We start from the raw sequence: 13,084 nt of genomic DNA, 5'->3' as shown, positions 1-13,084 counted from the left end.
CTAGCCTTGAGTACCCCCTAATTGGAAGAACTTTCCGAGCTATTCTCGGCGTCCTTCTGATTGTCAGCATCGCTCAGTTTTTTCTGCGTGGAAATTGGAGGTTCAATCTTCTCTCAATTGGTGTGGCTATCGGACTGCTCGTCGTATACGTTATCGCGAATTTCGTCGTTTCGAATTACCTTCGGCACATTTCTAGTTGGATGGGTGCTTTCATCGCTATGGTGCCGTTGATTTTGGTGTATATCTTGGGCACCGGTGAGGGACTTATCTTTGGACACGGTGAAGGTCAAATGGGAGCCTTGACCTTTCTCGGCGCTTCGCTCCTATTCGCAGGATGGCGGGGCGATTCTGGCTGTGAAGTCATGTCAATTCCGAACGCGCTTTTCGGGAGAACTACTCGCCTGGCCTGCTTATTCTTCTCACCAATTGACTGGCTGGAGCGCAAAATTTTCAAAGCAAAGTAACCGGTAAGCGACAGTGAGAATCCTAAATTCCCGATACGGGCTAAATCAGCGTGCTGGTTGGCTCACCGGTTAAGTTAATTCGATTCTCCTTGGGAGAAAGACGTATATAAATCTCCAGATCAACGCAGTCATCTGGCCTTTTGTTGTGAATCACAACCATAGATTCCTTCCTCAATAGTATTAGTTACCTTACCAAGCGAGAGTTGCCTTGTTGACCTTATTCCCCTATTACATGAAAACTTCTTCAATGCGCATCTTTAACTCCAGGTTGTGCCAATAATAGCTCCAGCGATCCACCGATAATTGCCGCAACCCGGTCATCGCAAATGAGATCCAGCCTGGTGATCTCGATCTTGTACCGCTTACTGCAAAATCTCATGGTGATCGAACAATCTTTGAAGTGACTTTTGCGAGAGCCATCAAAACTCTTGACGGTCGGGCTATCAATGAAGCAGATACCACACTAGACTCCTACGCTTCGAATGGTTTCTACACTTTCAACCTGGACATCTATGTCGACATGGATCGTGTTCTGGGATCCGGCAAGACCGCCAGTTTGCCAGGGAGAAAGATATAAGGAACAATTGTGTGCATCAAAAGGGGAGCCTCTCTGTTTGCAAGCTACTAGAAACTACCACTGAATGGTGCGCGGCGAAAGGCACACGGATCCAGATCACACGTGCGGCAAATGTCTCTTGGTGTTGCAGAAGACTTTCGATGGGTTACGCCGAGCGCTGCGATCACGGAGTGTTGCGGATGAAGCGCGCCCGAGGGCAACAATTTCAGCGGCCCTAGCTGCGCGTCGTTTGTGAAGAGTGCCATCAACTTGTGTTGATCTGCAAGATCCCAATGTCCGCAACCGGGCGACAAATGCGGGAGTAACGTTTCATTCGAAGGCTCGCTCGCGCGGCACAGGAATGTTGAGGACCATTGGATTAAGTGCTCTGTAACCGCAACAGCGAACCGGTCCAGAAAAAACGCTTCATCCGGACGTTCATTGGCCCAGTGTTCTGCGACCTCCTCAGCTACTGCTGTCCCTGCGGTTGCAACCAGCACCACTAGACCATGAGCTTCTCCAGCGCGAAGTCGTTCCGACAACTGTGCGGAAGTTAAATATGTGCCATCAGCAAGATGAACAACGGGCGAAGAAATCGATTTGAGCTCAACAGTAGTGGAAGCTACAAATGGATCGCCACGTTTTGCGTACCATTCGCGCGCGTTTTGTGCCCGATCCAGCAGGTCTCCCTCCAGTTCCTTTGACCGCGGCAAACCCAGCAGTCGTTTGTATTCCTCCATGGCTACCGCACTGGAAAGTTCAGTTCCTGATGTAGGAAGAATCTGCAGGCGAGACGCCCGCACTACTTTGCTCATGAAGTCCTTCCGAAAGATTGGAACTGACAACCTTCCACAAAAAAATCAAAGAAGTGTGGATTAGTTTCCAGTCTGACATGTTCAATCCGTTTCACAATCTCTTCCAGTTTTTGTCTTTCCGCTCGTGACAGCAGAGCCATTGCTGCACCTTGAAGCGCCGCATTGCCGACTTGCTGAATCCGTTCGCGCCGAAGATCCGGAATCAGACCGATCCGAGCGGCTGCGTCTACATCCAGATGTCGTGAAAATCCACCCGCCAGATACAATTTTTCGATGTTGCCCATTTCGATTCCATAGGATTCCGCAAGCACACGCAATCCGGCGGCGTTTGCGCCTTTTGCCTGGGCGAGCTCATTGATGTCCGCTTCACCAACGAAAATCTGATGCGCTGAATCCACCATAAATATTTCACGATCGTCAGTTAATCTGCCCTGTTCATTCATTTGTTCCGTTCGCAAGAGCTCGGAAAGTAAATCAACAAGACCCGATCCGCAAATTCCCAGCGGCTTACCGTTTTGAATAACCGTTGTTTGGACGTTGTCATCTTCAAGGCGGACACGTTCGATTGCGCCATCCAAAGCGGGCATGCCAAACACAACTCCGCCACCTTCAAAAGCAGGGCCTGCTGGACAAGAAGCAGCCATGATCCGATGACGATTTCCCAGGATCGCTTCCGTGTTTGTTCCTATGTCCAGAATTGCGCAGATCTCATCACTTTCCGCAATGCCGCTTGCAAGCAAACAGGCGGCTGCGTCCGCTCCTACGTGGCTTCCGATCAGCGGTAGCCCATACACGCGGGCGCGCGGAGGAACCGGCAAGCGCAGTCTTCGAGCTTCCAGGCTCAAGCTTGTGGTGGAAATCAGTCCATCGTGAAAAGCCGCTTCCGTAGTGGAACGGTAAGGCATGACGCCGATGCTCTGCACATTCAGGCCGAAGAAGAGATCGCGCATCGTTGGATTTCCAACAACAGTAATCTCATGGATCGTCATGGGATCAACGGGAAGGGAAGTGATCGCGCGCGTCAAATAACCGAGCAACGTTCGCTGCAGCAGACGTCCTCCGTGTTCGCCGTCAAAATGAATGCGCGCCATGATGTCGGAACCGCCGAAGCGCTGTGGATTTTCGAACGATTGCGTTGCAATCAAATGGCCGTTTTCCAGATCGTACAATCGCAATGCAACAGTGGTTGTTCCAATGTCGATCGCAACACCATGAATCGCTTGATCGGATTCTGCAATCGGTTCACCGTCCAACAGAATGGAATTGCCGGAGCGTGTCACTGCAGGATCCAGGTGCATCGGCTGTTGCGACAAACCGCTTGTTTCCGTTTCTATGCGCAATGAACCGCGGCGCAGCGTGTGACAACGCACTTCTCCCGGCTCTGCGAATCTTGTTCTGCAAGCAAGACGGAAACGCCCGCCAAGATGGCTTTCCTGTGGAGTAAGAGGAGTCAGCAGCTCAGTGCCGCATTCAATTTCCACCAGACATTCGCGGCATTTTCCTTGCTTGATGCAAGAGGTGGGAACCGTGACGTTGATGGTTTCAGCGCAATCGAAGATGCTGGTGCCGATATCAGCTTCTGTGGAGATGTTGTCGATGGTTAAAGATGCTTTCATTAGTTAACCGCCAAGACGCCAAGACGCCAAGAGCCAAAGTAATTTTTTCTCTTATCTTGGCGCCTTGGCGTGCTTGTTGGTTTAATTTTCACGAAGCTGCTTCTCCGCGAAGTTCTGCGGCATTCTGATCCGCAATCAATCGCTGGAAAAGCTCAACCGCGCTTGCTGCATCGGCTGCGTATCCATCGGCTCCGATGTCGCGCGCATAATCATTGCTTACCGGGGCGCCTCCGATGCAAATCTTGATGTGATGGAGTCCTGCTTCTTTGAATTTTTGAACCACCGTGCGCATGTAAATCATCGTAGTGGTCAAAAGCGCACTCATGCCGACCAATCGCGCGTTGTGTTGCTTCACCGCAGCAATAAACTTTTCAGCAGAGGTGTCCGTGCCTAAATCTACGATGGTAAATCCGGCGCCCTCTGCCATCATGCCAACCAGGTTTTTTCCGATGTCATGAAGATCGCCCTTCACAGTTCCCATGACAATCACCGCGGATGCCTTGGATGTGTCAGTTTTTTGTTCGGTCAGCAAAGGTTTGAGAACCGCCATCCCCGCCTTCATTGCCCGAGCAGCCAGTAGAACTTCCGGGACAAAAATCCTATTATGTTTGAAATCTTCGCCAACCACGCGCATCCCCGCAATCAAACCATCTTCCAGGACTTCCAACACCGGGCGTCCTGCAGCCAGCGCGTCTTCTGTCATTTTTTTGACAGGCTCGTGCTTGCCCTCAAAAAGCAATTGATTCATCAGAGCGTAATCAATCATACTTTTTGCTCCGTGAAGGAAGGTAGAATCACGTTCGGATCGCTGCAGGTCCGGCGGAATAGATCCTGTACTTCCGTATGTATTTTTTCATCGAGCGGTTCCACTTCGTAACTTCCGAGAAGTTCATTGATGATTTGATTCGCGCGTTCACGCCAATCGTGTGAGCCCTGATCTTCCCACTGATCCCAGTTCGTTCGATCCACCATCGGGCCGGGCAAATAGAGTTCTTCTGGCCAGTATTGCAAGGTGTGTTCGGATGTCAGCAGATGTTTATCGCGAACGAGCTCAGCAATTAAGTCGGATGCAGGCATATCTTCCCTGACTTCCACAGGGCGAATGAATCGTTTCGCATGAGCCACGACTTCATCATCAAATACAAGTTTTTCCAGACTGAAACAGTTCACGTAATCGAGCATTCCAGGTCCCGAGATCGAATTGAATCCTGCGCATGCGGCGAGAAACGCTCCAACTCCCGTTTCCATTCCTGCTTGCGGATCGTTGAATTTCGAATCGGACAAAGCCATGTAAGCCTGGCAGGGAAGTTTCAGGAACTTCGCAACCTGCGCGTAACCGCAATACATTTGCAACGCTTCCACAGCAGTCATTGGATTTGTCATGAGTCTCATGTGAAAGGATGCAGGCGCGCCGCCAAAAATAACGGGAGTTCCAGGACGAACCACCTGAGCGATGGTGAGTCCGGAAAGCACTTCCGCCGTGTGCTGCACGATCGCGCCAATCGTTGTGGTGGGTGAAATCATGCCGAGCAAAAGAACAGGAACGATCTCAATCGGAATGCCCCATTCTGCGCAATCCATGATATTAGAGATCGGATCCTCGCCCCATCTGAGTGGGGTATTCGGACAACAGGTGAAAATGGACATCGGACGTTTCACGAGGTCCTCTTTGTCGTTTCGAAACGTCGCCATGATCTGGCCCATGCGCGGCACACCGAAGGAAGTAAATGCGCCGGAGACAATCGGACGCTTTGAATGAGACAGCACAAGATACAATCGCCATGCGTCGGCCATGTCTTGAGGAATGTCTTTAGGAATGAAAGCTGTCGAAAGGTAATCAATATTCTTGAGACCGTCCGCCATTTTCACGTATTCTACAAAATCAGCGGTTGTGGGATTACGCTGAGCTTGAGTTTTGCGATCGAGAACACGCAAGGCGGAAGAGGCGGGAACGAAGTGCACTTTGTCTTCTTCCAACGTTGCGGCCGGATCTCCATCACGGTTGTAGAGCGTGATAGATGAAGGCGCATCCTTCAAGGCTTTTTCCACCAATGCGCGCGGCATGCGAACGCGACTGTTTTCCGGGTCCGCGTTCATCCCGACTTTCGCAAGTCGCGCTAAAGCATTTTCATCTTCAATCAGCACACCACTCTTTTCCAGAACGGTGAAAGCTTCATCGGAAATCCGTTCGAGCAGTGACTGTTCCAGTACGGCTAAGGTCGGTCTCATCGATTACTTTCTATTATGAAGCGCGAAACTTCGCTCCGCAAGCGAATTTCACAATGTGAAATATGGGTTCATGAACAAAGTAGCGCGGACGTCTCGTCCGCGGAGTTATGCAGGCGGGACGCCCGCACTACTTAGCTTACAGGCTTGTAACTTCGACGCGTGCGTCGTTGAAGCAAGCCCCGCCTGCGGTGCCAAGTGTATCCGGAGCAAGTGCCGTAGCGGTCTGGCCGTTGCGTGATGATTTTCGCCAGGCGCCTTTGGGCATGGAAACCACGCCTTGGCGAATCGAATCTTTGACTTTCAATTTGCACACGACTTCACCCAGATCGTTGTAGACGCGAATCTGTGCACCATCTGCAAGTCCGCGTGAATTCGCATCTGCAGGATTCATGATTGCGTACAGTTCCCGCAAATTGTATTCACCCATGCTGGAGCTGATTGTTTTGTTTGTGGCAGGACTGATCAATGTCAGTGGATAAGGATCGCTGTGTTCGATGTACTCGTACGGATGTTCTCCCAGAGCAGAAGGCGCCAAATTGATCTTGCCGTTCTCGGTCCATGGAAACGCTGTTTTAAATTGCACAGGATTTCGGCCGGGGAAATCGAAAAAGACAACGCGATTTTCACGAAGTTGATCCAGCGTAATCGGACCTCCAGGCGCCCGGATAGCATCGGCGGCTTTGCGCAAGTAGTCTTCTGTTGTGTCCTGAAAAGCGCGATCGCTCCATCCCATCGCGCGACCGAGCATTGCAAAAACTTCTTCGTTTGGTTTTGCTTCACCGCACCGCGGTATCACCGGCGCGAGGTACTGCAATAAGAAACCACCGTAAGATTTCTTGATTTCTTCTTGTTCCAGAAATGTTACCGCGGGCAAAAGGATGTCTGCGTACTTTGCGCTGTCGGTCATGATCTGATCAAACACAACTGTGAATAGATCTTCGCGAGCCAAACCTTTCAAAATGGCATTTTGATTGGGCACTGTTACGGCCGGATTGCAGTTGTAAACAAAAAGCGCTTTCACCGGTGGTGAATTCTCTTCGAGCAGATATTTTCCCAGGAGATTCATGTTGATCTCTCTGGTATCCCAGATCTGCGATTCCGCAATTTTGTTTGCCGCAATTTTTGTGGTGCCGCTATTGCTGAGGGTATAGCCGCCGCCCGTGACTCCGAATTTTCCCATCAAAGCGGGAACCGCCAGAATTGCTGCGGCCGCCTGACCGCCATTCCGGTTTCGTTCCAGGCCCCAGCCGATCCGGATCACTGCGGGATTCGATTCAGCGTAAAGGACCGCAAGCTTTTCGATGTCACTTGCTGGAACTTTTGCAATCTCTGAAGCCTTGTCGAAATCATACGCCGCTGCTTTTTGCAGCAGGATCTCGGTTCTGGTTGCGTGCTCATTCAGAAAAGTTTCATCCAGCAAGCGGTTCTTATGCCAGTAATGAATCATCGCAAGAGCAACAACGAGATCGGTTCCCGGAAACACCGGCAGGTGCAAATCATGTTCCCGCGCTGAAAAATTCAGCTTCGGATCAACAACCGCGATCTTCGCTCCCGCCTCTTTTGCTTTCTTGAGGATCGGGATGAGATGAATGTTGGAAGCTTTGGGATTTGCGCCCCAGATCAAGATGAGTTTTGCATGAACATAGTCTTCAAACGCCACACCGGGCATTTTGCCGTACATTCCGGATGCAGCCGCAGAAGTCGGCGCAGCGCATACGGTCAGCGCCAATCGCGACGCGCCCAGCTTTGCAAAAAAGGCGCGATCCGCGGTTTCCTGTCCCAGCACACCATTGGAGCCGCCGTAATAAAAGGGAAGGATCGCTTCGGCGCCGAAGTCATTTCGGATCTGCTGGAATCGTTTGCAAATTGTGCTGCATGCTTCTTCCCAGCTGATTCTTTCGAATTCACCTGATCCTTTGGCGCCGGTTCGTTTCATGGGATAAAGCAAACGATCCGGCGAATAGAGCCGTTTTGTAAAATCGCCAATCTTGGAGCAAATGAAGTCGTCGGTTAATGGATTCTTATTTCCGGCGCGAATCGCAATGACTTTTTCGTCCTGCACTTCGACATCCAGACTGCAGGTGTCGGGACAATCCATCGTGCAAACGGAATGTTTAATCATAAGATTTTCAATTTAATTTTTCTAAAGCGCGTTTCAACATGATTCCAATTATGTGACGGCGATATTCCATGGTGCTGGCGGATGTCTTCAAGGGTTTCGCGGTTCGCTGCGCCAGTTTTTGCAATTCTTCACGGTCCCTTAACAATGAAACCGGATCCTTCAATAACAAAGGTAACGGATTTACGGCGGTTAACGCCACTCGAAGATCTTCCTCGCTGCCATTGTCTCCTTTCATTGCTATCGCCACGCCTGCAAGCGGGTAATCCACGGAGCCGCGAATCCGATATTTTTCATAGGCTCCCTGGTAATCTCGAACTTTTGCAGGGATGTGAACTTCGCTCAAAATTTCATCCGGTTCCATTCGATTTCTCACCAGCCCGTCATTCACGAAAAAATCAGGCAATGTAACAAGCCTTTCTCCACGCGCGGATATCAGTTTCAACCGCGCATCAAGCGTCAGCAACGCCGCCGCTGTATCGCCCGAATACACGGCCCAGCAAGTTTTACTTCCCGGCGCCACGTGGCAGAGAGAGCCATCCTTCTTGATGCAAAATCCACAGGATTGCCGCCAGAAATAAGACTGGTTGTACCAGTAACACCGCGTATCCAGGCAAATATTTCCACCTAATGTTCCAACGTTTCGCAAACTGGGTCCAGCTACAGTTGCCGCTGCCTGCTGCAGTACAGAAAAGTGGTGCTGCAACAATGGGTTTTCCACCATTTCGGTGATCGTTGTTAGAGCGCCGATTCGCACACCGCCATCAGGCGTTTCATGAATGCCGTGCAATTCCTGGATTGGTTTGATATCCAGCAGATATTGTGGCTCGAATAACTTTTGCTTGAGGCTTGGAACCAGATCCGTTCCACCCGCAATCACTTTTGTGTCCCGCACATTTTCCGAAAGAAAGGTGACAGCATCCTGAAGCGAAGAGGGCAAATAAACTTCAAAGACAGGCAGACTCATTTTTTCTCTTTCAAAGCTTTCAGGATTTTTTCCGGAGAGAAGGGGAGTTCCGTGATCCGGACTCCGATCGCATCGAAGATCGCGTTTCCGACAGCCGGAATCACGGCGGCGAGCGAACCTTCGCCTGCTTCTTTGGCTCCGTACGGACCTTCCGATTCATCGCTTTCCACAATGATGGACTCAATCACTGGTGAATCCAGTATTCCTGGCGTTCTGTATTCCAGCAATCCTGGATTCATCACCAATCCCTGATCAAAGATCATCTGTTCCTGTATTGCCTGTCCGAGTCCCATGGATACGGAACCTTCGATCTGACCTTCTACTGTGAGCGGATTCAGGGCGCGCCCGCAATCGTGCGCAGCAACGACCCGATCCACCGTAACCAATCCTGTTTCCGGATCAACCGTGACTTCTGCAACCTGCGCCGCATAGCTGTATGCCACACCGGGTCCCACTCCGGCGCCGTGAAATTTCCCACCTTGCGCTGCTTTGGGGGGTGTGTAAGAGCCTTTCGTAACCAGTGTTCCACCCTGTGTGCCTAACGCGTGAACCACGGCTTCTTCAAAGCTCACGCGTTTTGAAGGATCTTCGCGATCAAAAACAAAATTTTCCCGGTTCATCAGATTTTCAGCAGGGATCTGCAACAATTCCGAAGCCGCTTTGTTCACTTTCTCTTTCATTGCTCGCGCCGCTTCCAGACAGGCGTTGCCGGCCATGAAAGTCACACGGCTCGAATAGCTCCCCAGATCCATCGGTGTCAAATCAGAATCCGCCGAAATAATTCGCACGCGATCGATCGTGATGCCGAGCTCTTCCGCAACGATCTGCACTTGAATCGTATCGGAACCCTGCCCGATTTCCGATGTGCCGGTAAAAATGGTTACACCCGCATCCATATCCATTTTGAGCATCACATTGGAATGCGGCATCTTTGAACGATAGATGGAATTAGCTGCACCACTCACGTAATGCGAACCGGCTATACCGATCCCTTTTCCGTATGGCAGGTTTCCTTTCTTCTCCTTCCAGCCGGAATGCTCCACGGCTTTTTGAATGCAATCAGGGTAACCATACGATGTAACACGCAGATCGTTTACCGTGCACGAGTTCGGTTTGAGCGCATTCCGCAATCTAATTTCAGCCGGGTCGATGCCGAGCTCATGCGCGATCATGTCCAGCTGGGATTCAAACGCGAATCGCACATTTACGGTGCCGTGTCCTCTCATCGCTCCGCAAACCGGCTTGTTCGTCAGCACACGATAACCGTCGTACTTCATGTTACTAATATCATAGATTGCGCCCAGTAGAGCGCCCGAATAAAGAATCGTGACGATGCCGTAACTGCAGTAGGCGCCACCATCCTGGATAGTTTTGCATTCGACCGCCGTGATCTTTCCGTCTCTGGTGACACCGGTTTTCATTTCCACATATTGATCGGGCCGGCCGCGATGGATGTAAAAAACCTCTTCGCGGTCGACAGTCAAACGGACCGGTCTTCCGGCTTTTCTGGCAAGCGCAGCAGTGGAAATCTCATGACAGAGTGGTTCATCTTTGCCGCCGAAACCACCCCCCACAAGAGGCTTGATGACGCGGATATGCGCCATCGACATTCCGAGCACCTTCGCCAAAGTGCGATGCAAATAGTATGGTGTTTGCGTAGAGGTCCATACCGTTAGTTTTCCGTTTTCATCGTACTGCGCCACCGTGCTGTGTGGTTCCATCGCCGCGTGTGTGACACGCGGACAGAAAAAGGAATCCGAGCGCACGTAGTCGGCGTGGGCGAACCCTTCTTCGACGTTTCCGAAATGATGATGGTAATCCCGCTCGATGTTATTTGGTTTGTCCTCATGGATCAGTACCTCTGGATCTTGCATCGAGCTTCGAGCATCCAGATAAGCGGGCAAGGGCTCGTATACGATTTCAATGGCGCGCAGAGCTTCGTCCGCTATCTCCGGTGTAGTGGCTGCTATCGCGACAACGCCTTCTCCAACATAGCGAACTTTATCAACTGCGAGCGCCGTTTCATCGTGGCCAAGCGGAAGAATGCCATATTTTTCAGAGACCTCTTTTCCCGTTAGAACCGCGATAACTCCGGGTATTTTTTCGGCGCGGGATGTATCAATCAGCAGAATTTTGGCATGTGGATAAGTGCTGCGCAGGATTTTCGAACAAAGCATCCCCGGAAGACGAAGATCATCGGTATAAAGACCTTTTCCGGTGACTTTTGCTGCCCCATCGACCATGGGCACAGGTTTACCTATTATCGAATAGTCCATAGTGGCTGGTGGCCAGTGACCAGTTAAATTGCTACCCGGTCTTCTTTTTCGGCCGCCTCCTGGTAGTCGCGAGCCGCTCTCTGGATGGCAGCGATGATCTTTGTGTATCCGGTGCAGCGGCAAATGTTTCCCGCCAGAGCCTGTCCGATTTCCTGGACCGAGGGATTTGCATTTTCCAGCAATAACGCTCTTGCAGCCATCAATATTCCGGGTGTGCAGAAGCCGCATTGCTGCCCGCCTTCTGTGCAAAATGCTTTTTGCAACGGATCCAGCTGGCCATTTTGCGCCAGCCCTTCGACAGTTGTGATTTCGCGGTTCTGATAGGAGATTGCAAGCATCATGCAACACTGCGAGGGAACTCCTTCCACCAGAATGGTGCACGCGCCGCACGATCCATCGTCGCAACCGAGCTTTGTTCCCGTTAAGTTCAGCTCTTCCCGAAGAACCTCCAGCAATAAACGGTTAGGTGAAGCCGCAACCTGCGCTTCTTCGCCGTTCACACGGAAATTCATCAGGACCTTTTTCTGATTCATGTCTATTTCACCACAGAGGCACGGAGACCACGAAGATTTCCCTAGAATGAATCATATAGAAAGGCGCCACATCAAGTCAATTTTGGAGGAGTAGCCAAATACGATCGCAAGCGGTCCATGTCCACATTTCCGCCGCTGAGAATAACGCCGACACGTTTTCCTTCAAAATCGGCTTTCTTGAAATGAACTGCGGCCGCTGCGGCTGCACCGGATGGTTCCACGAGGATTTTCATTCGTTCCAGCAAAAAGGTGAGGACCTGAATCAGCTCATCATCGTTTACGAGCAGAATTCCATCGGCAAGTTCCTTGATAATGGGGAAGGTGAGTTTGCCGGGTGCCTGCGTTCGAAGGCCGTCAGCAATCGTATGTGGAACAGGGATTTCGACACGCTCCCCTTTTTGCAAGGACAAATAAGTATCATTTCCGTCTTCCGGTTCAACACCGTAAATTCCTATTCGTGGTCTTAAGTATCGCGCGGCCACGCAAGTACCTGCGAGCAACCCGGCTCCGCTTGCCGGAGTCAAGAGAAAATCAAGATGCGGCACTTCTTCCAACAGCTCAACGGCAGCCGTACCCTGACCGGCCATCACAAGGTAGTCATCAAAAGGAGGAACCAGCAACGCGTTTCTTTCGCGGGAAATCCGGTTTCCTATTTCTTCACGATTCTCTTTGAAACGGTCGTAGAAAATCACGTCTGCGCCATACGCGCGCGTAGCAAGAATTTTTGCTTCCGGAGCATCGGAGGGCATGACAATTGTGGACGGAATTTCCAGCAACTTTGCCGTCAAAGCCACGGCCTGGGCGTGATTTCCGGAGGAATAGGCGACGACAGATTTCACTGAGCCTTTCTCCATCTCAGCGCGAATCTTGTTGTATGCGCCCCGAAATTTGAAAGCTCCGCCACGCTGTAAATTCTCAGCTTTGAAATAAACGGAGCAACCGGCAGTTTCGTTGAACTGACGGGAAATAAAAACAGGTGTTCGATGAGCGACCCCGCGAAGACGCTCAAGCGCTTGAAGAATATCCTCCCAGGTGAGCGGCAAGGGAAGGGACGCCATTTATTTTTTAGGCTGGGCGGGTGCTTGCTGCTTTGCCGGCGCTGCTTTTTCCATCAAGGACCGATCAGACGTTTTGACAATCGACAGGGCCAGGGACGTAATCATGAAAAAAACAGCCGCGACGCTTGTTGCGCGCGTAAGAAGCGTGGCCGCCCCTCTGGCGCCAAATGCAGCCATCGAGCCGCCACCACCAAAAACATCTGCAATGCTGCCTGCTTTGCCGGTCTGAAGCAAAACGACTGCAATCAAGAACACGCCGAACAAAACGTGCAAAATGACCAACAACGTGAATAACATGTCTACCTCAACTACGAGCCGATGATTATAGTGATTTTAGCCCGTTGCTTCAACTTCTTCTTTTCGCTTCTGTAATTCTTCCCACTTCCTATACTCGCCTTCCAGACTTCTCTTCAAATGCTCGTATTTTTGAATGTAGTCCTGATGGCGGCTG

At 51.0% G+C, this 13,084-nt stretch carries 11 protein-coding genes; 1 reads left to right on the top strand and 10 read right to left on the bottom strand.

What is annotated here, in order from left to right; all coding sequences use genetic code 11:
- On the top strand, positions 1-464 hold a 464-nt coding region (locus L0156_27270; protein ID MCI0606703.1), incomplete at its 5' end, for a hypothetical protein.
- 624 nt (positions 465-1,088) lie between these two features.
- Here L0156_27270 and L0156_27265 read toward each other — a convergent pair.
- The 10 genes from L0156_27265 to secG form a co-directional block, all read right to left on the bottom strand.
- Complete coding sequence (locus L0156_27265; GenBank protein ID MCI0606702.1) at positions 1,089-1,835, bottom strand: hypothetical protein; 747 nt, start codon at positions 1,833-1,835, stop codon at positions 1,089-1,091.
- The gene (locus L0156_27260; GenBank protein MCI0606701.1) at positions 1,832-3,451 is read right to left on the bottom strand and encodes an ASKHA domain-containing protein; all 1,620 of its coding nucleotides are present in this window, start codon (positions 3,449-3,451) and stop codon (positions 1,832-1,834) included. Before L0156_27260 ends, L0156_27265 begins: the two co-directional genes overlap by 4 nt.
- Positions 3,452-3,539: 88 nt before the next feature.
- Complete coding sequence (locus L0156_27255) at positions 3,540-4,217, bottom strand: cobalamin-dependent protein (protein MCI0606700.1); 678 nt, start codon at positions 4,215-4,217, stop codon at positions 3,540-3,542.
- A complete protein-coding gene (locus tag L0156_27250) occupies positions 4,214-5,680 on the bottom strand; it encodes a trimethylamine methyltransferase family protein (GenBank protein MCI0606699.1) in 1,467 nt (488 codons plus the stop codon). Before L0156_27250 ends, L0156_27255 begins: the two co-directional genes overlap by 4 nt.
- 136 nt (positions 5,681-5,816) lie before the next feature.
- Positions 5,817-7,802, bottom strand: a complete 1,986-nt coding sequence (locus L0156_27245) for a molybdopterin-dependent oxidoreductase (protein ID MCI0606698.1) — start codon at positions 7,800-7,802, stop codon at positions 5,817-5,819.
- A gap of 7 nt (positions 7,803-7,809) precedes the next feature.
- Complete coding sequence (locus L0156_27240) at positions 7,810-8,766, bottom strand: FAD binding domain-containing protein (GenBank protein MCI0606697.1); 957 nt, start codon at positions 8,764-8,766, stop codon at positions 7,810-7,812.
- Complete coding sequence (gene hcrA, locus L0156_27235; GenBank protein ID MCI0606696.1) at positions 8,763-11,009, bottom strand: 4-hydroxybenzoyl-CoA reductase subunit alpha; 2,247 nt, start codon at positions 11,007-11,009, stop codon at positions 8,763-8,765. The genes L0156_27240 and hcrA overlap by 4 nt, the downstream gene beginning before the upstream one ends.
- Positions 11,010-11,065: 56 nt before the next feature.
- Positions 11,066-11,575, bottom strand: a complete 510-nt coding sequence (locus L0156_27230) for a (2Fe-2S)-binding protein (GenBank protein ID MCI0606695.1) — start codon at positions 11,573-11,575, stop codon at positions 11,066-11,068.
- A gap of 71 nt (positions 11,576-11,646) precedes the next feature.
- Entirely contained in the window at positions 11,647-12,633 is a 987-nt protein-coding gene (locus L0156_27225) for a pyridoxal-phosphate dependent enzyme (protein ID MCI0606694.1), read from the bottom strand.
- Positions 12,634-12,930 (bottom strand): preprotein translocase subunit SecG, encoded by a 297-nt coding sequence (secG, locus tag L0156_27220; protein ID MCI0606693.1) that lies wholly within the window; start codon positions 12,928-12,930, stop codon positions 12,634-12,636. It abuts the gene before it with no gap.
- Between the last annotated feature and the right edge of the window lie 154 nt (positions 12,931-13,084).

Source organism: bacterium (genome assembly GCA_022616075.1).
Lineage (GTDB): Bacteria > Acidobacteriota > HRBIN11 > JAKEFK01 > JAKEFK01 > JAKEFK01.
Note: the sequence above shows the minus strand (reverse complement) of the source record. Positions and strands in the feature narration are given on the sequence as shown.